This window comes from Curtobacterium sp. MCPF17_031, from assembly GCF_003234035.1.
In the GTDB taxonomy this organism is placed as follows: Bacteria; Actinomycetota; Actinomycetes; order Actinomycetales; family Microbacteriaceae; genus Curtobacterium.
The window spans coordinates 105,318-126,679 of the sequence record NZ_QKSG01000008.1 but is presented as its reverse complement, the minus strand read 5'-3'; the positions used below and the strand labels follow the sequence as shown (position 1 = coordinate 126,679).

20 protein-coding genes are annotated in these 21,362 nt (G+C 71.9%); 7 read left to right on the top strand and 13 right to left on the bottom strand.

The window, feature by feature from the left end; all coding sequences use genetic code 11:
- Positions 1–55 precede the first annotated feature (55 nt).
- On the top strand, positions 56–355 hold the full coding sequence (locus DEJ31_RS12480; RefSeq protein ID WP_220033243.1) for an excalibur calcium-binding domain-containing protein: 300 nt from the start codon (positions 56–58) through the stop codon (positions 353–355).
- 34 nt (positions 356–389) lie between these two features.
- On the opposite strand, the gene epsC is transcribed toward DEJ31_RS12480, so the two are convergent.
- The 4 genes from epsC to DEJ31_RS12460 all read right to left on the bottom strand — a co-directional run bounded on the left by epsC (position 390) and on the right by DEJ31_RS12460 (position 4,243).
- Positions 390–974 (bottom strand): serine O-acetyltransferase EpsC, encoded by a 585-nt coding sequence (epsC, locus tag DEJ31_RS12475; RefSeq protein ID WP_258366289.1) that lies wholly within the window; start codon positions 972–974, stop codon positions 390–392.
- Positions 971–1,909 (bottom strand): cysteine synthase A, encoded by a 939-nt coding sequence (cysK, locus tag DEJ31_RS12470; protein ID WP_110902545.1) that lies wholly within the window; start codon positions 1,907–1,909, stop codon positions 971–973. Before cysK ends, epsC begins: the two co-directional genes overlap by 4 nt.
- Positions 1,910–2,063: 154 nt before the next feature.
- Entirely contained in the window at positions 2,064–3,101 is a 1,038-nt protein-coding gene (locus DEJ31_RS12465; RefSeq protein WP_111122018.1) for a dipeptidase, read from the bottom strand.
- 53 nt (positions 3,102–3,154) lie between these two features.
- Positions 3,155–4,243 (bottom strand): YeiH family protein, encoded by a 1,089-nt coding sequence (locus DEJ31_RS12460; protein ID WP_111122017.1) that lies wholly within the window; start codon positions 4,241–4,243, stop codon positions 3,155–3,157.
- Between the two features lie 36 nt (positions 4,244–4,279).
- On the opposite strand from DEJ31_RS12460, the gene DEJ31_RS12455 reads away from it, so the two are divergent.
- The gene (locus DEJ31_RS12455) at positions 4,280–4,795 is read left to right on the top strand and encodes an SRPBCC family protein (protein WP_111045236.1); all 516 of its coding nucleotides are present in this window, start codon (positions 4,280–4,282) and stop codon (positions 4,793–4,795) included.
- Here DEJ31_RS12455 and DEJ31_RS12450 read toward each other — a convergent pair.
- From DEJ31_RS12450 to DEJ31_RS12415, 8 genes are all read right to left on the bottom strand, one after another.
- Positions 4,762–5,589, bottom strand: a complete 828-nt coding sequence (locus tag DEJ31_RS12450; RefSeq protein WP_110902541.1) for a MurR/RpiR family transcriptional regulator — start codon at positions 5,587–5,589, stop codon at positions 4,762–4,764. The genes DEJ31_RS12455 and DEJ31_RS12450 overlap by 34 nt on opposite strands.
- On the bottom strand, positions 5,586–6,890 hold the full coding sequence (locus tag DEJ31_RS12445; RefSeq protein WP_111122016.1) for an allantoate amidohydrolase: 1,305 nt from the start codon (positions 6,888–6,890) through the stop codon (positions 5,586–5,588). Before DEJ31_RS12445 ends, DEJ31_RS12450 begins: the two co-directional genes overlap by 4 nt.
- Positions 6,887–8,191, bottom strand: a complete 1,305-nt coding sequence (locus DEJ31_RS12440) for an alanine--glyoxylate aminotransferase family protein (protein ID WP_111122015.1) — start codon at positions 8,189–8,191, stop codon at positions 6,887–6,889. The genes DEJ31_RS12445 and DEJ31_RS12440 overlap by 4 nt, the downstream gene beginning before the upstream one ends.
- Before the next feature lie 43 nt (positions 8,192–8,234).
- Complete coding sequence (locus DEJ31_RS12435; RefSeq protein ID WP_258366288.1) at positions 8,235–9,839, bottom strand: AtzH-like domain-containing protein; 1,605 nt, start codon at positions 9,837–9,839, stop codon at positions 8,235–8,237.
- Entirely contained in the window at positions 9,830–10,900 is a 1,071-nt protein-coding gene (locus DEJ31_RS12430; RefSeq protein ID WP_111122014.1) for an acetamidase/formamidase family protein, read from the bottom strand. Before DEJ31_RS12430 ends, DEJ31_RS12435 begins: the two co-directional genes overlap by 10 nt.
- Positions 10,893–12,272 carry an allantoinase AllB gene (gene allB / locus DEJ31_RS12425; RefSeq protein ID WP_111122013.1) on the bottom strand — a complete coding sequence of 460 codons (1,380 nt, stop codon included), beginning with the start codon at positions 12,270–12,272 and terminating at the stop codon, positions 10,893–10,895. The genes DEJ31_RS12430 and allB overlap by 8 nt, the downstream gene beginning before the upstream one ends.
- Positions 12,269–13,030: an aspartate/glutamate racemase family protein gene (locus DEJ31_RS12420; protein ID WP_111122012.1), complete on the bottom strand. Its 762-nt coding sequence runs from the start codon at positions 13,028–13,030 to the stop codon at positions 12,269–12,271. The genes allB and DEJ31_RS12420 overlap by 4 nt, the downstream gene beginning before the upstream one ends.
- Before the next feature lie 157 nt (positions 13,031–13,187).
- On the bottom strand, positions 13,188–14,747 hold the full coding sequence (locus DEJ31_RS12415; RefSeq protein WP_111122011.1) for an NCS1 family nucleobase:cation symporter-1: 1,560 nt from the start codon (positions 14,745–14,747) through the stop codon (positions 13,188–13,190).
- 273 nt (positions 14,748–15,020) lie between these two features.
- Between DEJ31_RS12415 and DEJ31_RS12410 the strand changes: the two genes are divergently transcribed.
- On the top strand, positions 15,021–15,950 hold the full coding sequence (locus DEJ31_RS12410) for an ABC transporter ATP-binding protein (protein ID WP_111122010.1): 930 nt from the start codon (positions 15,021–15,023) through the stop codon (positions 15,948–15,950).
- A complete protein-coding gene (locus tag DEJ31_RS12405) occupies positions 15,947–16,825 on the top strand; it encodes an ABC transporter permease subunit (protein WP_110902533.1) in 879 nt (292 codons plus the stop codon). Before DEJ31_RS12410 ends, DEJ31_RS12405 begins: the two co-directional genes overlap by 4 nt.
- 106 nt (positions 16,826–16,931) lie before the next feature.
- Here DEJ31_RS12405 and DEJ31_RS12400 read toward each other — a convergent pair whose 3' ends face one another.
- Positions 16,932–17,669 (bottom strand): FadR/GntR family transcriptional regulator, encoded by a 738-nt coding sequence (locus DEJ31_RS12400; protein WP_111122057.1) that lies wholly within the window; start codon positions 17,667–17,669, stop codon positions 16,932–16,934.
- 115 nt (positions 17,670–17,784) lie between these two features.
- Between DEJ31_RS12400 and DEJ31_RS12395 the strand changes: the two genes are divergently transcribed.
- From DEJ31_RS12395 to DEJ31_RS12385, 3 genes are read left to right on the top strand one after another with little or no spacing between them, the layout of a single operon-like run.
- Positions 17,785–18,699 (top strand): proline iminopeptidase-family hydrolase, encoded by a 915-nt coding sequence (locus DEJ31_RS12395; RefSeq protein WP_110902532.1) that lies wholly within the window; start codon positions 17,785–17,787, stop codon positions 18,697–18,699.
- Between the two features lie 46 nt (positions 18,700–18,745).
- Positions 18,746–20,215, top strand: a complete 1,470-nt coding sequence (locus tag DEJ31_RS12390; RefSeq protein WP_258366287.1) for an APC family permease — start codon at positions 18,746–18,748, stop codon at positions 20,213–20,215.
- On the top strand, positions 20,212–21,153 hold the full coding sequence (locus tag DEJ31_RS12385; RefSeq protein ID WP_111122009.1) for an acetamidase/formamidase family protein: 942 nt from the start codon (positions 20,212–20,214) through the stop codon (positions 21,151–21,153). The genes DEJ31_RS12390 and DEJ31_RS12385 overlap by 4 nt, the downstream gene beginning before the upstream one ends.
- The last annotated feature ends 209 nt before the right edge of the window (positions 21,154–21,362 follow it).

The following is a 21,362-nucleotide window of genomic DNA, read 5'->3' as shown; positions in this document are numbered from 1 at the left end:
CCTCGTCGTGCCGCACGTACCCGACGGTCGGCGAACGCACCTCCAGGAGGAACCCGTGACGACCACTCGAACCCTCGGCATCGCTGCCGTCGCCCTCGCCCTCACCGTCGGCGGTGTCGCCGGCACCGCGACGAGCGCCTCCGCCGCGCCGAAGGCCTACGCCAACTGCACCGCCGTCAACAAGGTGTACTCGGGCGGGATCGCCAAGAAGTCCGTCACCCAGAACAAGGTGACCTCCGGCGGCAAGACCTCGTACCGCGCACTCAAGGGCACCGTGAAGAAGGACGACGCCCTCTACAACGCGAACAAGAAGATGGACCGCGACGCCGACGGGATCGCCTGCGAGAAGAGCTGACCCGGCAGTCCCCGGGACGCCCGGGAGTTCGGCCTCAGAGCTCCGGGACGCCCTCGTGTCCGGACCGCGGACGTGCGGTGCCGGCGATCCCGGTCACGACGGAGTTCACCGGCACGTCCTTCGTGACGACGGTCCCCGCGCCGATGACGGCGTCGTCACCGACCGTGATGCCGCCGATCAGCGCCGAGCCGGCGCCCAGGACGACCCGGTCGCCCACCGTCGGGTGCCGCTTGGAGCCCGGCCCCGGGCCTCCACCCCGACCGCCCAGGGTCACGCCGTGGAACACGAGGACGTCGTCGCCGACCACCGCCGTCTCGCCGATGACGACACCGAAGCCGTGGTCGATGAAGAACCGGCGACCGATGCGGGCACCGGGGTGGATCTCGATGCCCGTGAGGGTCCGCGTGACCTGCGCGAGGATCCGAGCCGCCGTCCGTGAACCGGGCAGGCCCTGCGCGACCCACAGTCGATGCGTGACCCGGTACGCCCAGATCGCGTGCAGCCCCGAGTAGACGATCGCGTTCTCGAGGTCCCCGCGCGCGGCGGGGTCACCGCGGCGTGCGGCGGCGAGGTCCTCCCGGACCGTCCGCAGCACGCCGCGGCGTTGAGGCCTCGTCACGCAGAGAGCCCCTCGAAGAGCACCGTCGACAGGTAGCGCTCCCCCGTGTCGCAGACGATCGCGACGATGCGCTTGCCGGCGTTCTCCGGCCGCGCCGCGACCTGCAGGGCCGCGTGGATGATGGCACCCGAGGAGATGCCGGAGAGGATGCCCTCCTCCGTGGCCAGCGCGCGGGCGACCCGCAGGGCGTCGTCGAGCTCGACGTCGATGACCTCGTCGATCACGGAACGGTCGAGGACCTCGGGGATGAAGTTCGCCCCGATGCCGGCGATCTTGTGCGGCCCGGCCGTGCCCTTGGTCAGGAGGGGCGAGTCGGCCGGTTCGACGGCGATGACCTGCACACCGGGGACGCGCTCCTTGAGGACCTGCCCGACACCGGTGATGGTGCCACCGGTCCCGACACCCGCGACGAACACGTCGACGTGCTCCTCGGTGTCGCGGAGGATCTCCTGCGCCGTGGTCCGACGGTGGATCGCCGCGTTCGCGGTCGTCTCGAACTGGTGGGCGAGGATCGCGCCCGGGGTCTCGTCGACGATCTGACCGGCGCGTTCCACGGCGCCCTTCATGCCCTCGGAGCCCGGGGTCAGGACGATCTCCGCTCCGTACGCACGCATGACGGCCCGGCGCTCGACACTCATGGTCTCGGGCATCGTGATGACGACCTTGTACCCGCGGGCCGCACCCACGAGGGCGAGGGCGATGCCGGTGTTGCCCGACGAACCCTCGACGATCGTGCCGCCGGGCTTCAGGTCACCGGACTCCTCCGCTGCGTCGATGATCGCGACGCCGAGACGGTCCTTGACGCTGGCGCCCGGGTTGTAGAACTCGAGCTTGGCGAGGACCTCGGCCCCGCCCTCCTGGGGCAGTCGGTTCAGCCGCACGAGCGGGGTGTTGCCGAAGGCCTGGGAGATGTTGTCGTAGATGGTGCCGGTCATGCGTTGCGTCCTCACGTCGGTCCCAGGGCCTCCATCCCAGGAGGCTCGGTGTGCGGCCTGATCTTAGCGAGCCGGTCCGGGGCGCATCCCTGGTGTGACGTCGTGGGTGCGCGACGACGGGGCACCAGTTCGGGGGTGCTCCGAGCGCCGCAGATCAGCGGATGTGGGCGGTGCGTGCGAACCGGCCGTCGGTGGCCTCGAGCACGCGGAGCACGTTGCCGCCCGCCAGCGCCCGCAGATCGCCGTCGCCCCAGCCGCGGCGGCGGAGCTCCTCGGCGAGCACCGGGTACCGCGAGACATCGCGCAGGTCCGACGGCAGCACCGGCGTGCCGTCGTAGTCCCCGCCGAGGCCGATGTGTGCCGCACCCGCGACGCTGCGGGCGTGCTCGACGTGGTCCGCGACGTCGGAGACCGTGACGAGGGGCGGTTCGCCGGCGGCGCCGGCCTCTTCCCAGTCGGCCCAGACCCGGGAGACGAACTTCGGCACGAAGGTGAGCATCACCACGCCGCCGTTGTCGGCCAAGCGCGCGAGCACGTCGTCCGGCACGTTCCGGGGGTGGTCGTCGATCGCCACCGTCGACGAGTGGCTGAACACGACCGGCCGGGTGGCCACGTCGAGGGTGTCCCGCATGGTGGTGGGTGCGGTGTGGGACAGGTCGACGAGCATGCCGATCCTTTCCATCTCGGCGACGACGTCGCGCCCGCGGTCGGTCAGGCCTCCGTGCGCCCGGGCACCGGTGGCCGAGTCGGCCCACGGGGTGTCGTCGTTGTGCGTCAGCGTCATGTACCGGACGCCGAGCCGTGCGAAGTCGCGGAGGACGGCCAGGTCGTCACCGATCGAGTGCCCGCCCTCGGCGCCGAGCAGCGAGGCGATCCGGCCTGAGGCGATCGCCGCCCGCACCTCGGCGGCGGTCCGCGCGAGCGCCAGGTCGTCCGGGTAGCGCTCGATCATGCGATGGGCGAGGTCGATCTGCTGCAGCGTCGTCCGGACCGGGTCGGGCTCCTCGACCGGGACGAACACCGACCAGAACTGGCCGACGACCCCACCGGCACGGAGCTTCGGCAGGTCGGTGTGCAGCGAGTCGGTCTCGGAATCGATCCCCTCGACGCCGGACCCGTGCGTCTCGCGACGCTCCCACGGCAGGTCGTTGTGTCCGTCGATGACGGGGAAGGGGAGGGCGTCGAGGTCCATCCCCCGACCGTACCGGGCGGGGTCTGCCGGGCGGGGTCTGCCGGCTGTCGGCGTCAGATGCTGCCGGTGAGGGCCTGCAGGCCGAGGCTCGACAGCGACACCACGATCCAGAGCGACCCACCGAGGACCAGCGGCCGGAACCCGGCGCGGCGGAACCCGGCGATGTCGGTGGACAGGCCGATCGCGCTCAGGGCGACGGTGATGAGGAACGCGGCGACCGTGGCGATCGCCGGGTGCGCAGGCCCCGGGATCACCCCGGTGGAGTTCACGGCGGCCACCAGCACGAAGCCGATGAGGAACCACGGCACGAGACGGAACACGCGGCGCGGTGACCACCTCGGTCGAGCGGGTGCGACGGCGGGGTCGATCCCGGTCCCGTCCAGCGCCACGTCCCCCGCTGTCGTCGCCGACCGCTCGGCCCGGCGTCCGACGAGCCACGCGAGGCCGAGGACCACCGGGATGATCATCAGCGTCCGGACGAGTTTCACGACGACCGCGAAGTCCGCCGCCCCCGAGCCGTAGGTGCTCGCTGCGGCGACGACCGAGGAGGTGTCGTTCACCGCCGTCCCCGCGAACAGCCCGAACGCGTGCTGGCTCATGCCCAGGGCGTGCCCGACCACGGGGAAGACGACGACCGCGGCCACGTTGAACAGGAAGATCGTCGACACCGCGTACGCGACCTCGATCGACACCGCGCCGATCACCGGGGTGACGGCAGCGATCGCCGACGCCCCGCAGATCCCCGTCCCGACGCCGATCAGGGTCCGGAGGTTGCCGACGACACCGAGCGCCCGACCGATCCCCCACGCTGCGACCAGGCAGACGACGAGGGTGCCGAGCATCACCGGCAGCGACTGCACCCCGACCCGGGCGACCTGCACGAGCGACAGCTGCGCGCCGAGCAGGACGACCGCGGACTGCAGCACGGTCTTGCTCGCGGTCGTGATCCCCGGCCGGAACACCTGACCGGGACGCCGTACTGTCCCGAGGACCGCGCCGATCACCACCCCGCTGACCGGCGCTCCGACGACCGGCAGGAACCGCCCGATCACGGTCGCGACCACGGCGATGCCGGTGGCGAGCGCGAGGCCGGGGACGAGCCTCCCGGCACGGTCGAGCGGGGTCAGGGCGGCATCGGTCACGTGACCATCCTGCCGCCCGTGCGCCAGGATCGAGGGGTGAGCGCTGCTTTCCGGATCGTGACCGACCTGCCCGTGCCGCCCGAGCAGGCGTTCGCGCTGTCCCTGGACATCGGCGCGCACCTGCGGTCGATGGCCGCGACCGGTGAGCAGGCCGTCGCCGGACGCACTGACGGGCTGATCGGGATCGGTGAGAGCGTGACCTGGCGTGCCCGCCACTTCGGGGTCGTCTGGCGGATGACGAACGAGATCACCGCGCTGGAGGCTCCCCACACGTTCGTCGACGAACAGGTGCGCGGGCCGTTCGCCCGGTTCCGACACCGGCACCGGTTCGAGGCGACGCCCACCGGGACCCGCATGGTGGACGAGATCACGTTCCGGGCACCGTGCGGCGTGCTCGGGCGGATCGCCGAGGGGCTGGTGTTGCGGCGGTACCTGGTGCGGTTGATCCGAGAGCGGAACCGGTCGCTCGCCGCCGAGCTCCGCGCGGCTGCCACCGTCGAAGGTCCGGGTGACGTCGATCAGGAGCCGGCGAGTTCACCGAGCGTGTCGTAGGCGTTCGCCACCGCTTCCACCCGGGTCCGACCGGAGGGGCCGGAGGCCTCGTACACGTCGTTCGTGATCGCCGCGACGACCGCGAACAGCGCCGCCAACGAGTCGAACGCGGAGGGCGAGTCGACCGGGCAGAGCACCGCGGTGGTCGCGGGCGCCGCGATGACGGCGGCTGTCGGGTCCCCGATGACGACGACGTCCGCCCCGGTCCCGACGCAGTGTCGGACGAGACGGTCGACCCCCGCGGCGTGCCGCCGGACCGTGACGATGACCACGAGGTCGCGGCGGTCGAGGTCGGCGACCTCCTCCCCGAGGCGCTGCCCCGGTGCCGGCCCGACGCGGACGTCGGGACGGACCTGCGCGAGCTGCGCACGGAGCTGCAGCGCGATCGGGTACGCGCCGCGCTCGCCGAAGACCAGGACCCGCCGTGCGCGGACGATCCGTCGGGAGAGGCGTGGACGGTCGGCTCGGGCGAGGGAGGCGAACGCCGCATCGAGGTTCCGCGCCTCCACCGCACGCTGGTCGACGTGGGCGGCGTCCTCCGCCGCCCAGGGCAGGCCGGTCCCCCGCGCTGACATGAGGTTCTGGCGGACCTCGGCGGCGTCCTGAAACCCCAGCGACCGCACGAGACGCGAGACCGTCGCCTTCGAGGTGCCGGACTCGGCGGCCAACTGCGCCGAGGTGCCGACCAGCAGGAGCTCGGGGTCGTGGCGGATCATCGCGGCGACCCGGCGCTCGGCCGGTGAGAGGCGCTCCCAGACCGAGTCGATGCGTCCGCGGACGTCGGGGACGCTCATGCGTCCGCCCCCGTCGTCGCGTGCGGATGGGTGTCGCTCGTCCGGGCGAGGTGCTCGATCGCTCCGACGAGCGCGTCGAGTCCGAGCGCGACGTCGGCGGCGGAGACGAACTCGTCCGGGTGGTGACTGATGCCGTCCGGGTTCCGCAGGAACAGCATCGCGACGTCGGTGACCAGGCCGAGGGACATCGCGTCGTGCCCCGCGCGTGAGAACAGCTCGAGCGGTTCCGGCTCGCCGGTGCTGACGATGCCCGCACGGACGGCGTGCATCAGGTGCGGGGCGCAGAAGACCGCCGGTGCCCGGTGCACCTCGGTCGGCGTGACGTCCACGCCGCGCCGCGCACCGATCTCACGGAACGCCTCGGCGATCTCGTCCCAGACACGGTCACGTCCGTCGTCGAACTCGCCGCGGAGGTCGACCGCGAACGTCGCGAGGCCGGGCACGACGTTGACCGCCCCGGGTTCGACGGCCATCGTGCCGACGGTGCCGATGTGCTGCTCCGTTCGACAGATCCGCTCGACCGCCAGGGCCGCCTCGGCAGCGGCGAGCAGGGCGTCGTGGCGTCGCTCGTACGGGGTGCCGCCGGCGTGACGCGCTTCGCCGACCGCCCGCACGGTGAACCGGCGAGCGCTCGCGATGCTGGTGACGACGCCGAGTGCCTGGTCGGCGTGCTCGAGGTACGGCCCCTGCTCGATGTGCGCTTCGAGGTACCCGACGAGCGAGGCGGGGTCGACCGCAGCCTGCCCGACCTGGGCCGGGTCCAGCCCGAACGACTCGAAGGCGGCACGGAGGGTCATGCCCTCACCGTCACGGAGGTCCCACCACGAGTCGTCCCACACCCCGGCGACCGCGGAGGACCCGAGCAGGGCCTTGCCGAACCGGGTGCCCTCCTCGTCGGAGAACGCGATGACCTCGAGCGCGAACGGCAGCTCGGCACGAGCCTGCTGCAGGCGCGCGGCGACCTCGATCGCCATGAGGACACCGACGACCCCGTCGTACCGGCCGGCGTCGACCACCGTGTCCAGGTGCGACCCGAGCAGCAGGACGGGTACGTCCGGCTCGGCTCGACCGGTCCGCCCGTGGAGGTTGCCGGCGGCGTCCTGCCAGGTGTCGAGCCCGGCGTCCTGCATCCAGGTGCCGACGACGGCGTTCGCGCGGGCGTGTTCGGGCGACAGGTACACCCGGGTGATGTGCCCCGCGGTCTCGCTGATCACGGCGAGTTCGTCGCAGCGGGCCACGATCCGGTCGGCGGCAGCGCGAGCCGGAGCGCTGGCGACGGGGACCTGGACGGCCGCGCTCACGCGCGTACCCCGTCGCCGAGCTCGGCGTCGAGTTGAGCGTCGAGCTCGGCGTCGAGTTCAGCGTCGAGGTCGGGGCCGGGTCCCGCACCGCGACCGGCGTAGACGTCGAGCGCCGCGTCGACGCCACCGCCCTGCGGCACGGACTTCCCGCCGCGACGGAGGGACTGCTCGAGGGCGGCCAGGGTCGTCACGACGGCGTCCTTCCGTGCGTTGTAGCCCATCGTCCCGATGCGCCACACCCGTCCGTGCAGCGGGCCGAACGACGTGCCGATCTCGATGCCGTGGTCCTCGAGCATCGCGGAGCGGACCGCGTCCCCCTGGACCTCGTCGGGGATCTCCACCGCGACGACGTTGTGCATCTTGTGGCCGACGTCCCCGAACACCGTGAGGCCGAGGCCTCGGACACCCTCGAGCATCGCGCGGCCGGCGCGGGCGTGCCGTTCGACCACGGCGTCGCGGCCTTCCTCGAGCAGGATCCGGGCGCACTCGTTCGCCGCGTAGAGCATCGAGGCTGCTTCGGTGTGGTGGTTGAGGCGCCGTGGCCCCCAGTAGTCGATGATCATCGCGAGGTCGAGGTAGTTCGACTGGATCGGGTGGTCGGACACCTCGTCGCCGGGCTCGCGGATGCCGGCCTCGACGCTCCGACGCCCGTCGAGCACCGCGACCGCTCGCGGTGAGAGCGACAGCGGTGCGCTACCGGGGGGGCCGCCGAGGCACTTCTGCAGTCCGGCGCTGACGGCGTCGATGCCCCAGGCGTCCACCTCGAGCGGGTTCCCACCGACGGAGGCGGTGACGTCCGTGTAGAACAGCACGCCGTGCCGTTCGCAGATCGCGCCGAGTTCGTCGAGCGGCTGGTTCATCGTCGTCGAGGTGTCGCCCTGCACGACGGCCAGGAGCTTCGGTCGGACCCGGATGATCGCGTCCTCGATCGCCGAGGCCGGGAACACCTGGCCCCACTCGGTCTCGATCGTGTGCACCGTCGCTCCGGCGCGTGCGGCGATCTCGGCGAGGAGGTTCCCGAACCGGCCGAACACCGGGACCAGGACGCTGTCGCCGGGGGCGAGCAGTGAGACGAGGGCGGCTTCGATGCCGGCGCGGGAGGTGCCGTCGACGAGGACGGTGGCCTCGTTCGCGGTGCCGAACACCCGGCGGTAGAGCTCCTGCGTCTGGGTCATCGTCTCGGTCATCCACGGGTCGTACTGCCCGACCAGCGGGGTCGAGAGTGCGCGGAGGACGCGGGGGTCGGCGTCGATCGGGCCGGGGCCCATCAGGAGACGTGCGGGCGGGTTCACGGGGTGCATGGTTGATCCTTCCGTTCCAAGGTTGAGAGTAGTGGAACGCGCGTTACGAACGTGTTGCGGACGAAGAGGACAGGTCGATCGCGAGGCCGACCAGCGCGAGGTCGGCACCGGCCGGTCCGACGAGGCAGATCCCGACGGGAGCGTCCTGGAGGTGCAGCGCCGGCATGCTGACCGCGGGCAGGCCGCCGACCCCGGCCACGGACGTCATGCGGAGTGTGGCCCGACGCGTGACCAGCACGGCAGCGGTGTCGGCCGTGCGGCTCGGCGCGGGTCCGGGCACCGTGGGGAGGGCCAGGACACCGTCGTCGATCACCCGTCGGACCGCGGTCCGGAGTTCGACGAGGCGGACACGCGCTGCCGACTCCTGCTCTGCCGTGACGGCTGCCGCAGCCGCGAACCGCTCGGCGACGTCGGCTCCGAGTGCCCCCGGGTGCGCAGCGACCCAGTCACCGTGGTTCCGGTGCGCCTCGGCGGCCTGGACGACCCGCAGCGTCTCGGCGAGGTCGTCCAGGTCGGGCAGCTCGACCGACCGCACCGGGCGACCGGTCCGCTCGAGCCACGCCAGGAACGCGCTCTGGGTGCCGGGTTCGGCGGCGTCGAGCAACGCGTCGCTCAGGAGCAGCGGAGCCGTCCGGATCGCGCCGGCGTCAGCACCGCGCAGCTGCGCAGCGGTGTCACCGAGTGCGATGCCGACGACCTGCCGGAGCACCCCGGGGTCACGTGTCAGCCAGCCCACCGTGTCGAAGGTCTGCGCGAGGGGCAGCACGCCGCTCCGCGAGACGGTGCCGTGGGTCGTCCGGAGCCCCCAGAGCCCCTGGTACGACGCGGGCACGCGGATGCTGCCAGCCGTGTCCGTGCCCAGACCGAGGTCCGCCTGTCCGAGCGCGACCGCCGAAGCCGAACCGGAGGTCGACCCACCACCGATCCGCTGTGGTGCCGCACCGTTCGGCGTCGTCCCGGAGTGGGCGTTCCGGCCGGCGAGCGCGTAGGCGAACTCGTCGCTCCGGGCGATGCCGGTCAGCTCGGCTCCGGCGTCGAGGAGCATCGCGACCGCGGGGGCGTGCTCGTGCTCGACGGCGGCTGCGGCCTGCCACGTCGGGTTGCCCGCGCCGATGACCTGCCCGCGGACGGCGAAGAGGTCCTTCACCGCCACCCGGACCCCGGCGAGGGGACCGGGGCGAGCACCAGGACCGGGACCAGCACCAGGACCGAGGCCGGCGTCGGCACCACCGCCGGGGACGAGCGGGTCGCCGAGCACGCGCCAGACGGACCGGTCGAACGCCGGCGCGCGTCCGGTGACGTGCGCCGTGCGGATCAGCCATGCGCCGTCGGTCCGGCACCAGAGCTGGGTCTGCAGGCCGCGCCCGCCGTCGACGAACTGCGATTCGCCCACGACCAGCACGGCGTCCGGGCCGAGGACCTGCACGTCCACGCCGACGAGTTCCCGGCGGGCGACACCGCCGCGGGACGAGCGGAACGCACTGATCTGCCCGTGCCCGCGCAGCAGGCCGGCGCCGTCACCGCGCAGGGTGCCCGGGCCGGGTTCGAACAGCGCGTCGAGCACGGCGGTGTCGTCCCGCATCAGGGCCGACTCGTACTCGTGGAACGCCGACTCGAGGCCGGCGGGCCACGTCCCCGTCAGCCGCACGGCACCACCGCGTCGAAGTCCGCTTTGCGGATGGTCGCGTGCGCGCCGCAGACGAGGTCAACGACCTGCGAGATGCGGAAGTCGGTCGCGGCGCTGAGGTACGCGTACGCCAGGTGCTCGTCGACGCCCCACCGTGCCCGGAGCAGGGTGATCGCCGCCCGGACGCATCGGCGTACGGCTTCGTCCAGGTCGGCGTCCATGCCCGTCGGCACGAGGAACTCGGTCGTCTCGGCGATCGGACCGACCAGGGCACCGAAGCGCCGGAGCGCAGTGGCACGCGGGACCACGTCGAGGCGCAGGGTCAGGCGGAGCGAGGCCTCCATCGCGGTGAGGGCGACCTCGCCGTCGCCCTGGGCGAAGTGCGGATCGCCGACGTACACACCGGCTCCCGGCACCTGCACGGGCAGGTGCAGCGTCGACCCGGCCGTCAGCAGGGCGATGTCGATGTTCCCGCCGTGGGCCCCCGGCGGGACGGAGTGCGGCCGGACGTCGCTGTCGACGGTGATCCCGACGATGCCGGGGAACGGTCGGAGCGGGAAGGTCACCACGCGGGGACCGCCCGCCACCACCGGCAGCCGGCCGTGGTCGACGCCGTCGCGGGTCACGACGTCGGCGAACACCGAGACGGGGCCGTCACCGCGCGGGAGCTCCCCGGGGAGTGCTCCGCGTCCGTGCCGGTTCGAGATCACCCCGTACGGCACCCGAGGCACCGCCGCGAGGATCGCCACCGACACCACGTCGCCGGGTTCGGCTCCGGTGACGGCGATCGGTCGGGACACCACGTGCGGACCGTCGGCGGCGTTCCGGTCGAGATCCCGCACGATGTCGATCGCGTCCTGGAGCACGGCATCCGGTTCGACGCCGTGCCCACCGAAGAACGCCACCGGGTCGGACCCCTGGTCGGACAACAGCCCTTCGTGGCTGACGGTGTCGATCGTCACGACCGTGCCCGGGGCGACCGCGCGGACGGGGGCGTCGTCGCGGCTCGGCAGCTGCCCCCACAGGACGTCGTCGGGCGTCGACCCGACGTGCACGCCGGCGGCGGTGCGTGTCTCAGCCACGGTCCACCAGCTCCCCGGCGACCACGTCCACCGTCGTGACGCCGTCGGTGGTGCCGGTGACACGCCGCCCGCGGAGCCACGTCTGGGTGACCCGGCCGCGGACCTGGAGCCCGTCGAACGCGGACACCGGGTTCCGGTGTGCCAGGGCGTCGACGTCGATCGTGGACTCGGCGTCCGGGTCGAACACGGCGAAGTGTGCGAGCGCACCCGGCACGATCCGGCCACGGTCGGTGAACCCGGCGAGCGCCGCCGGTCCGGTGGTCACGGCGGGCAGGACCGCCTCGAGGGGCAGCCCCCGGCGGGCGGCCTCGGTCCACAGCGCTCGGAAGCCCACCTGCAGGCCGGCGATGCCGCCCCAGGCGAGGCCCCAGTCGTCGACCTTGAGGTCGGCGGTCGAGGGCGAGTGGTCCGAGACCACCATGTCGATGGTGCCGTCGAGGAGGCCGGCCCACAGTGCGTCCCGGTTGGCGTCGTCGCGGATCGGCGGGCAGCACTTGTAGGCCGTGGCACCGTCCGGGATCGAGCCGGACTCGAAGGCCAGGTAGTGCGGGCAGGTCTCGACGGTGATCCGCACGCCGTCGTCCTTCGCCGCGCGGATCATCGGGAGCGCGCCGGCGTCGGAGAGGTGGAGGACGTGCACCCGGGCACCGGTCTCCCGCGCACCGTCGATCACGCGGGCGATCGCGGACCGTTCCGCCTGGACGGGTCGGGTGTCGAGGAAGTCCTGGTAGCGCGGGCCGAGGGCGTCGTGCTCGACGAGGTGGTCCGGGTCCTCGGCGTGGACGATGAGGAGCGCGTCGAGGGCGGCGACCTCGGCGATCGCGGCCCGGAGCTGCCTCGGGTCGAGGTGCGGGAACTCGTCGACCCCGGACGGGGCGGTGAAGCACTTGAAGCCGAAGACCCCGGCGTCGTGCAGGCCGGCGAGCGTGCCGGCGTTGTCCGGGACCGCTCCGCCCCAGAACCCGACGTCGACCGCGACGCGTCCGGCGGCGCTGGCCCGTTTGACCTGCAGCGCGGGGACGTCCACGGTGGCCGGGATCGAGTTGAGCGGCATGTCGATGACGGTGGTCACCCCACCGAGGGCCGCTGCGCGGGTGGCGGACGCGAAGCCCTCCCACTCGGTGCGCCCGGGCTCGTTCACGTGGACGTGGGTGTCGACGAGCCCGGGCAACAGGACGTGGGCGTCGGGGACTGTCGCGTCGTGGTGCCCGACGACGTCGGTGTCGAGCGGCTCGACGGACGCCACACGCCCGTCGCGGACGACGACGGCGGCGGGACGGAAAGCGCCGTCGATCCACGTTCGGCGGGCACGGAGCACGAGGTCGGCGGGCGTGACGGCGTCCGCCACCGCGGCGGTCTGGAGGCTCGTCATGCGTCCGCTCCGACTATCGCGCGGGCGCCGTCGAGCTCGAAGGACGCGAGCACCCCGGTGAACCGTTTGGGCGGCGGCGGCGCGTACTCGCCGTGCTTGCCGGTGGTCAGCCCGAGTCGGACGAGCGTCTCGGCGAGGAGGGTCGTGGCGCTGACGCCGTCGACGACCGGGGCCCCGATCTCCTCGGACACCGACGCGCAGAACTCCGCCATCCCCGCACAGCCGAGCACCACGGCGTCGGCGCCGTTCGCGATCACCCGACGGCATTCGTCGACCACGAGCTGCCGGGCGCCGGATGACGGGTCGTCGAGCTGCAGCACGGGCACCTCGCACGCCCGGACCTCGGTCAGCAGGGACGCGCAGCCGTAGCGGTCGGCGAGTTCGCGTGCACGGCCGGTCGTCCGCTCGAGCGTGGTCACGACGCCGAAGCGCCGACCGAGCATCGCGGCGGTCCGGAACGCCCCTTCGGCGATGCCGATCACCGGGCCGCGGGCGATCTCGCGCGCCGCGTCGATGCCCGGGTCCCCGAAGCACGCGACGACGGTGGCGTCCACCCCGTCGCGCTCCCCGGCGAGCACCTGTTCGAGGAGCCCCGGCACGGCCAGCGCTTCCTCGTAGTGGCTCTCGATCGACGCCGGACCCATGCTGGGCTGGACGGCTTCGATGACCGTTCCCAGTCCGGCGACAGCGGCTGCGGCACGGCCGATGGCCGCCGTCATCGAGACGGTGGTGTTGGGGTTGACGACGCGGATGCGCATCGTGGGTCCTTCCGGTGGAGCGGGTGGAGCGTGGGTGGTGACGATCCTCGCGGGCTGGTGGCGGGCCTCCCGGCTGTCCACAGGGGCACCTGCCGGAGTCGGTGCGGCGGTGCCCCTGTGCAGGGAGGGTCCCCCGGTCAGGCGCGACCGAGGGCGGTCAGGCGCGGCCGAGGGCGGCGCCGTCGTCGACCGTCGGGTCGTCGGCGTCGAGGAGCGGCATGGCGGGCGACCGACGCTCGAGCGCCCAGAAGACGACGAGGCCGAGGCCGCAGCCGATGAACCAGCTGTAGCTGCTCAACCACGGGACGACCCCGAGGGCCGGCGGGAGCACAGCGCTGGCGACGGACACCGCACCGGTCGTGACGAGCGTCCAGATGGCGTTCGGGTTGAACCCCTTCCGGTACCAGTACCGGCCGGCCGGGTCCTTGGAGTACATGTCGTCCACGGCGACCCGCTGCTTGCCGACGATGTAGTAGCCGGCGATCAGGATGCCGAAGAGCGGGCCGATCAGTGCCCCGAGGACGCCGAGCGTGTAGAGGATCGCCTGGTCGTTGCCGTACCAGTTCCACGGGGTGAGCAGCACGGACCCGACCGCGGCGATCATGCCGCCCATCCGCCAGCTGATCCGGCGGGGTGCGACGTTGGAGAAGTCGAACGCGGGGCTGATGAAGTTGGCGACGATGTTGATGCCGACCGTCGCGGTGACGAAGGTGAGTCCGCCGAGCAGGATCGCGAACGGGGCGCCGATGGCCTGCACGGTCTCGATCGGGTCGGTGATGAGCTTGCCGAACACCGGGACGGTCGCACTGGCGCACAACACGGTGAGGATCGAGAAGAACAGGAAGTTGATCGGCAGGCCGAGCATGTTGCCGCGCTTGACGGCCGCGAAGGACCTGCCGTACCGCGAGAAGTCGCCGAAGTTGAGCATCGGGCCGGAGAAGTAGCTGACGACCAGGGCGATCGCGGACAGCATCACCGGGATGCTCGCACCGAAGGACATCGGCGCACCGACCGAGAGCGTCAGTGAGATGTTGCCGATGCCGGCGGTCGCGACGAGGTACACGGCGAGCGCGATCATCACGACGTACACCGCGGGACCAGCCCAGTCGATGAACTTCCGGATCGCGTCCATGCCCATCCAGAACAGGGCGCCCTGGGCGACCCAGAGGACGGCGTAGGAGATCCAGCCGAGCGCGTTCAACCCGAGGAACGACGGCTCCAGGAGGGCGGCTGCGCCGGGGATGAACTTGAGGAACACGATGTTGAGCGACTGGGCGGCCAGGAAGGTCTGCACGCCGTACCAGGCCATCGCGATGAGTCCGCGGATGATCGCGGGGACGTTCGCACCGAGGACCCCGAAGACCGCGCGGTTGATCACCGGGTACGGCACGCCGGTGCGCTGCGACGGCTTCGCGACGAGGTTCGCGAAGACCTGCACGATCAGGATGCCGACGACCAGGGCGACGAGCACCTGCCAGCTGGCGATCCCGAGCGCGAAGAGCGAGCCGGCGGTGACGTACCCGCCGACGGAGTGGACGTCCGACATCCAGAACGCGAACACGTTGTAGCTGGTCCAGGTCTGCTTCCGCAGCGGGGCGAGGTCCTCGTTCGTGAGGGCCGGGTCGTACCCGGGCTTGATCAGGCCGGCGCCCGCCGGGGCGGTCGGCGTGAGGGGGGCGTGGGGCGCTGCGACGGGTGTCGCGACTTCTGTTGCCATGACGTCCTCCGGAGTGGGAGAGGGTGAGGTCGGCGTCTGCCTGGGCACGAAGCTACGGACCTCGGTCGCGCCGCCCGTTTCCCCTGTGTGACGACCGTGTGACATCACCCCCGCCTTGGAACGATCGTTCCGAAGTGGCGGGAGGGTTCGGCGCAGGACACCGGTGTTCGTCCGTCGCCGACGGGAGGCGCTCGGCAGGATCACGAGGCAGGTCGCGATCTCCGCCTCCAGGGGGAGGCGGCCGGCTCCGGCGTCCCCGTACGGTGGGCGGCGATGATCGAAGTACAGCACCTCTCCAAGCGCTACGGCCCCAAACTCGCGGTCGACGACGTCTCGTTCGTCGTGCACCCCGGCAGCGTCACCGGCTTCCTCGGCCCGAACGGCGCCGGCAAGTCGACGACCATGCGCATGATCATGGGGCTCGACGAGCCGACCTCCGGTACGGCGACGGTGAACGGCCGCCCGTACCAGAGCTACCGCGACCCGCTCCGGCAGGTCGGCGCACTGCTCGAGGCGAAGGCGGTGCACTCCGGTCGGAGCGCGTACAACCACCTCCTCGCGCTCGCCGCGACGCACGGCATCCCGAAGCGGCGGGTGCACGAGGTCATGGACATGACCGGCATCGAGTCCGTCGCCCGCAAGCGGGTCGGCGGCTTCTCGCTCGGCATGGGGCAGCGGCTCGGGATCGCCGCAGCGCTGCTCGGCGACCCGCAGACCCTGATCCTCGACGAGCCCGTGAACGGCCTGGACCCCGACGGGGTCCTCTGGGTCCGACAGCTCGCCCGTCGGATGGCCGGAGAGGGCCGGACCGTGTTCCTCTCCAGCCACCTGATGAGCGAAATGGCCCAGACCGCCGACCGCGTGGTCGTGCTCGGTCGTGGCAAGGTGCTCGCCGACGCCCCGATCGCCGAGTTCGTCGCCGGTGCCGGTGACCACGCGGGCAACGTGAGCCTGGCGCGCGTCGTCGTCCGCACCCCGATGCCGGACCAGTTGTTCACCGCCATCGGCCCGAACGCGACGGTCACCCAGCGCGAGGACGGCTCGTTCCTCGTCGTCGGACCGGACGCACCGACCGTCGGCGACATCGCCGCCCGCGCCGGCGTCGTCCTGCACGAACTCACCCCGACCGGCGCGAGCCTGGAAGAGGCCTACATGGCCCTCACCCGCGACGACGTCGAGTACCGATCGGAGGGAGCCCGATGAGCGCCCCGCAGAAGACCGACCAGCCGACGACCCAGCAGCACCGCCACCGTGGGGACCTGTCCTCGCGCGACGTGCACCTCGGCTACACCCGACTCGTCCGCAGCGAGTGGATCAAGTTCCGGAGCATCCGGTCGACGTTCTGGTGCTACGCCGTCATCGCCGTCCTGACCCTCGGCCTGGCCGTCCTGCTCGGGTCCGCCTTCGAACCGGGACGGGCCGAGCAGAGCACCGTCGGCGCGAACGCCATGATCGTCAGCATCAACACGATCAGCGTCTACCTGACCGCCCTGGTCGTGGGCGTGCTCGGTGTGCTCATCATCACCGGCGAGTACGCCACCGGACAGATCCGGTCGACCTTCACCGCCGACCCCGGTCGGCTCGGCGCCCTGGTCGCGAAGGCGACCGTCCTCGCGGTCACCACCTTCGTCGTCAGCGCGGTGGCGAACTGGATCGGCGTCGCGATCTCGACGGCCCTGCAGGTCGGCAAGGGACTCGAACCCGACCTGGCCGACCCGTCCGTCTGGATGCCGATCCTCGGTGCGTCGGTGGACGTCACCCTGCTGGCACTGCTCGCCTTCGGTATCGGCCTGCTCGTCCGTTCGAGCGCGGGCGGCATCGCGATCACGCTCGGCATCCTGCTGGTCCTGCCCGTGGTCATCAGCCTCGTCGCCGGGCTGGCGAACCTCGACTGGCTGAACGACGTGACCCAGTTCCTGCCCGACGCGGCCGGTGCCCACCTGTACCAGTTCGACTCGGGTGCCCCCGCGCCGAAGGGCATCACGCTCAACGGCTGGAGCGGTGCCGGTGTGCTCCTGGCCGAGGTCGTCGTCGTGAACGCCCTGGCGATGACCGTCGCCAAGCGCCGCGACGTCTGACCCGGACGACACCGGCAGCACCACACCAGCAGCACCAGCAGCACGGGAGGCCCGTGGCGACTCCGCCACGGGCCTCCCGTGTCCCTGCCCTCCCCGTCCGGCATCGTCACACCGGCCCGGTCGGCACCTGTCCCGCCCGGAGCATCGCGCGCTCCAGCAACTCGACGTCGATCCCCACGTGCTGCCGTGCGATGCGCCCGGCGTCCGCCACCCGTCCCGCACAGACTGCCTCGACCAGTTCCTCGTGGTCCCGCAGCGCCCGGGCCTCCATCGCCGCCATCCCGTCGACGGTCCCCCAGAGGTGCGCCGGAGCCGCGATCGAGATCTGCGACTCGAGCGACGCGAGCGTGGTGCGGAGCACGTCGTTCTGCGCTGCGTCGATGATGCTGCGGTGCAGGACCGCGTCGGCCTGCTGCTTGGCGAACCCCGAGGTCGCGGTGCGGAAGGCCTCGAGTCGTTCCCGGAGTCCGGCCGCCTGGTCCGCGGTGATCCGTTCGGCGGCGGCTGCGGCGAGCGCACCGTGCAGGATCGCGATCGCGTCGGCCGTGTCCTGGATCCCCGCCCACCGTGCCAGGAGCGTGCGCCCCACCGAGTCCGAGGCGGCGCCGGCCTCCTGGTCGCGGACGAAGGTCCCGCCGCCCCGGCCGCGTCGGGTCTCGAGCAACCCGCGGTCGACGAGCCGGGCGAGCGCGCCGCGGACCGTGACGCGGGCGACCCCGAGCAGGCCGGCGAGTTCGCGTTCGGGTGGCAGCCGGGAGCCGGGGAGGTACTCACCGACGGCAACCGCGGTCACGAGCCGGTCCTCGACCTCGTCGACCCGGGTCTCCGTCGCGCGATCGGTCACCGGCACCCCTTCCGCCCTCCACCCTGACCCCGGTCGCCCGGGTGTCCTGTTACGGCCACGTTAAACGAGCGGAAAAGGTCTTGCCTGGGACCTTTGGACGGGCCATGCTCACCCCATGTCCCGCATCACCGAGAGCACGATGCCGTTCCAGGACGGCGAGACCTGGTACCGGATCACCGAACCCGACCGCCCCGTCCCGGGTGCGCTGCCCCTCGTCGTGCTGCACGGCGGCCCGGGGATGGCCCACGACTACCTCCGGAACCTCGAGGCCTTCGCCGACGAGACGGGTCGGACGGTGGTGCACCACGACCAGTTCGGTTGCGGCCGGAGCAGCCACCGCCCCGACGCCCCCGCCGACCTCTGGCAGCCGCAGCTCTTCGTCGACGAGTACCTCGCGCTCGTCGCACACCTGGACCTCGGCGAGCACCACGTCCTCGGGCAGTCGTGGGGCGGCATGCTCGGAGCCGAGATCGCCGTCCGACGACCGGGCGGCATCGCGAGCCTGTCGATCTGCAACTCCCCCGCATCCATGCAGCTGTGGGTCGACGGGGCGGCGGAACTCCGTGCGCAGCTGCCCGACGACGTGCAGGACGCCCTCACCCGGCACGAGGCCGCGGGCACCGTCGAGGACCCGGAGTACCTCGCCGCCACCCAGGTCTTCTACGAGCGCCACGTCTGCCGAGTGGTCCCGATGCCCGCGGACTTCGTGGCCTCCGAGGAGCAGATGGAAGCGGAGCCGACCGTCTACCACACGATGAACGGGCCGAACGAGTTCCACGTCATCGGCTCGCTGCGGGACTGGTCCGTCATCGACCGCCTCGACCAGGTGGACGTCCCGACCCTCGTCGTCGCCGGTGAGCACGACGAAGCGACCCCCGCCACCTGGCAGCCGTTCGTGCAGCACATCACGGACGCACGCCAGCACGTCTTCCCCGGCGCCAGCCACTGCACCCACCTGGAGCAGCCGCAGGAGTTCCGTCGCGTCATCGGCGCCTTCCTGGCCGAGCACGACGCCCAGCCCACCGGCTGACCCGCCCATCCCTGCACCGTCCCTCCTCCCCGAAACGGAACCCGACATGTCGCAGCAGCACAGCGAGCTCTCCGCACAGCAGCAGCTCGAGGCCTACGGCTACAAGCAGGAGCTCAAACGCTCCGTCTCCACCACCGACCTGCTCGTCTACGGGCTCGTCTTCATGGTGCCGATCGCCCCGTGGGCGATCTTCGGCACCGTCTACAACGCGTCGTCCGGCATGGTGCCGCTCGTCTACCTGGTCGGCCTCGTCGCGATGATCTTCACGGCCCTGGCCTACGCCCAGATGGCGAAGTCGATCCCCCTGGCCGGCAGCGTCTTCTCGTACGTCGGCCGTGGTATCCACCCGACGGCGGGCTTCTTCGCCGGCTGGGCGATCCTGCTCGACTACCTGCTCGTCCCGACCCTGCTCTACGTGTTCGCGGCCGAGAGCATGGTCGGCATCTTCCCGGGCACCCCGCGGTGGCTGTGGGCGCTCGTCTTCGTGGCGATCAACACCGTCATCAACCTGGCCGGGGTGTCGTCCCTGAAGCTGGCGAACCGGATCTTCCTGCTCATCGAGCTCGTGTTCGTGGTCGTCTTCGTCGTCATCGCGATCGTCGCCCTGACCGGTGGCACGGTTCCGGGAGCGTCCTTCAGCACCGACCAGGTGTTCGACCCGGCGAAGGTGTCGGCTCCACTGATCGCCTCCGCGCTGTCGATCGCGGTGCTGAGCTTCCTGGGCTTCGACGGCATCTCCACGCTGTCCGAGGAGTCCACCGGCCGCCGCGGCGGCGCCGGTCTCGCGATGATCCTGGCGCTCGTCATCGTCGCGTTCCTGTTCGTCGTGCAGACCTGGCTCGCCAGCGCCCTCGCCGCCGGCCGTGACTCCTTCTCGGACAGCGAGGCGGGCAACGCGTTCTTCACGATCGTCGAGCAGGCGTCGTCGAGCGGGTGGGCGACGGCGTTCTTCGCGGTCAACGTCCTGGCCGTGGGCATCGCGAACGCCATGGCCGCGCAGGCTGCGACGAGCCGCCTGCTGTTCTCGATGAGCCGTGACCGGCAGCTGCCCGCCTTCCTGCACAAGCTCAACGGCCGTCAGGTCCCGCAGAACGCGATCCTCGTCGTCTCGGTGCTGTCCGCGATCCTGGTGCTGTTCTTCGTCGGGCAGATCGACACGATCTCGTCGCTGGTGAACTTCGGTGCCCTGTTCGGCTTCATGCTCCTGCACGTGTCGGTGTTCGTGCACCACATCGTGAAGGGGAAGTCGCGCAACTGGCTGCAGCACCTGGTCGTGCCGCTGATCGGGTTCCTGATCATCGGGTACGTGCTGCTCAACGCGGCCGTCGAGGCGAAGGTCGGCGGCATCGTCTGGCTCATCGTCGGCGCCGGCGTCTTCCTGTACTACCGCTCCACCGGCCGTTCCACCGATGTCGGTTCCGAGGAGCCGGGCACCCTGGGTGAAGGCGACCCCACCGGCGCGCCCGCCAGCAGCACGACCGCCAGCCCGATCTCGACGGACGAGGACCACCGATGACCGCCGACCACCACCTGCCGAACACGCTCGGCCGTCCCGGGTACTCCGCCGACCGGGAGCCCGTGCTGACGATCGCCCCCGGCACCGGCGAGACGATCGGCTTCGAGACGACCGACGCCGTCTACGCCGAACTCGACGAGCACCACGACATGGCCCAGCTGCAGGCACCGATCAACCCGGTGACGGGTCCGGTGTACGTCGAGGGCGCTGAACCGGGCGACACCCTCGCGGTGACGATCCACGACATCGAGCTGACCACGCACGGCTGGTCGGTCTCGCTGCCCGGCTCCGGAGCGTTGCAGCACGTGATGGGCGACCGGGTGTTCACCCGCCGCTGCCCGATCGAGGACGGCGTCGTACGGGTCTCGAACAGGCACGCCTTCCCGGTCCGGCCGATGATCGGCTGCATCGGCACCGCACCGGCAGAGGGCGAGAACTCCACGATCATGCCCGCGTACGCCGAGGGCGGGAACATGGACGTCACCGAGGCCCGCCCCGGCTCGACGGTGTACCTGCCGGTCCGGGTACCGGGCGCGCTGCTGTCGATCGGCGACATCCACGCGATCATGGCCGAGGGCGAGTCCTCGTTCGTCGCGATCGAAGCGCAGGGCACCGCCGTCGTCTCCGTCGACCTGGTCAAGGGCGGCCCCGCGCTCCGCGCGCCACGCATCGAGACCGACGACGAGTGGCTCTTCGTCGGGCTCGGCGAGCCGGTGCAGGAGAGCATCCGCCGCGGGTACGAGGACGCCTTCGCGTTCCTCGTCGACGAGCACGGCTGGACCCCGGACGACGCCTACGCGGTGCTCAGCGCCGTGGGCGACTCGAAGCTCGGCGGGCCGACGGGGTCCGGCGCTCCGGACCCGCTGCACCCGTTCGATGCGGTCGGTGCCGTCACGCTGCACCGGGTGCCGAAGGCGGTGCTGACCGCCGCGGACTGACCCGGCGCCGTGCCGGACGGGAGGCCCGGATCACGTGACCGACGTCGGTCACGCGGTCCGGGCCTCCCGTCCGTCGGCGCGCTACCGCACCCACGTCCCACCTCACCGCCGCGCGTCACGTGATGTCGCAACTCACCGCACGCAGATCGTCCGGGTGCCGAGATGCTGGCGTCTCGACCCGCGAGATGCCGGCATTTCGGCATCTCGGG

Bases quoted from the DNA above. Each gene is read 5' to 3' on its own strand.
- cysK (WP_110902545.1), bottom strand. From the start codon at position 1,909: ATGACCGGCACCATCTACGACAACATCTCCCAGGCCTTCGGCAACACC.
- DEJ31_RS12440 (WP_111122015.1), bottom strand. From the start codon at position 8,191: ATGCACCCCGTGAACCCGCCCGCACGTCTCCTGATGGGCCCCGGCCCG.
- DEJ31_RS12465 (WP_111122018.1), bottom strand. From the start codon at position 3,101: ATGGACCTCGACGCCCTCCCCTTCCCCGTCATCGACGGACACAACGAC.
- DEJ31_RS12410 (WP_111122010.1), top strand. From the start codon at position 15,021: ATGATCGAAGTACAGCACCTCTCCAAGCGCTACGGCCCCAAACTCGCG.
- DEJ31_RS12415 (WP_111122011.1), bottom strand. From the start codon at position 14,747: ATGGCAACAGAAGTCGCGACACCCGTCGCAGCGCCCCACGCCCCCCTC.
- DEJ31_RS12405 (WP_110902533.1), top strand. From the start codon at position 15,947: ATGAGCGCCCCGCAGAAGACCGACCAGCCGACGACCCAGCAGCACCGC.
- DEJ31_RS12390 (WP_258366287.1), top strand. From the start codon at position 18,746: ATGTCGCAGCAGCACAGCGAGCTCTCCGCACAGCAGCAGCTCGAGGCC.
- DEJ31_RS12385 (WP_111122009.1), top strand. From the start codon at position 20,212: ATGACCGCCGACCACCACCTGCCGAACACGCTCGGCCGTCCCGGGTAC.
- DEJ31_RS12450 (WP_110902541.1), bottom strand. From the start codon at position 5,589: ATGAGCGTCCCCGACGTCCGCGGACGCATCGACTCGGTCTGGGAGCGC.
- DEJ31_RS12395 (WP_110902532.1), top strand. From the start codon at position 17,785: ATGTCCCGCATCACCGAGAGCACGATGCCGTTCCAGGACGGCGAGACC.
- DEJ31_RS12420 (WP_111122012.1), bottom strand. From the start codon at position 13,030: ATGCGCATCCGCGTCGTCAACCCCAACACCACCGTCTCGATGACGGCG.
- allB (WP_111122013.1), bottom strand. From the start codon at position 12,272: ATGACGAGCCTCCAGACCGCCGCGGTGGCGGACGCCGTCACGCCCGCC.